Here is a 451-nt window from a genome sequence, read left to right on the forward strand (position 1 = left end):
AAACCGGGGCGAATCAGTGCTATAATTCAGATGAAGACTATGTGGGCCGGTAATGTTGCCAAAACTGTTATTTGTGCCGTCAAGCTCGAAAGTAAAATTCCCCTCAAGACTAATGTTGCTCTGGAATGTTAAGTCACCCTTCGATTTAACAGTTCCTTGTATAAAGGAGGAATCCGCAATCGTAGTTGTCCTTGCTCCCTGAATGTCGATAGTTCCCATCAGGTCCATTGCATTTATGCTGCAGCTCCCTGATCCGGCAATATTGAGAGTTCCTCTTAAAAACATATCCTCTATTTCAAAATTCGCCAATGAGGCAGGAACATTAACCACAACATTCCCCTCTATCAGGACGATATCGCCGGATCCTGGAACACCCTGCGAGGAAGTATTTAAATTTATCCAATTACGGGAATCATCCCAGTTATTATTGCCAGCATTCCCGTTCCAACGG

General features: G+C 43.9%; 1 protein-coding gene. It reads right to left on the reverse strand.

Going from position 1 to position 451, the window contains the following annotated elements; genetic code table 11:
- On the reverse strand, positions 1-451 hold a 451-nt coding region (locus tag S1OALGB6SA_RS10645), incomplete at both ends, for a hypothetical protein (RefSeq protein WP_230204457.1).

It is taken from the genome of Olavius algarvensis spirochete endosymbiont (assembly GCA_900608495.1).
Taxonomy (GTDB): Bacteria; Spirochaetota; Spirochaetia; order DSM-2461; family DSM-2461; genus UBA2779.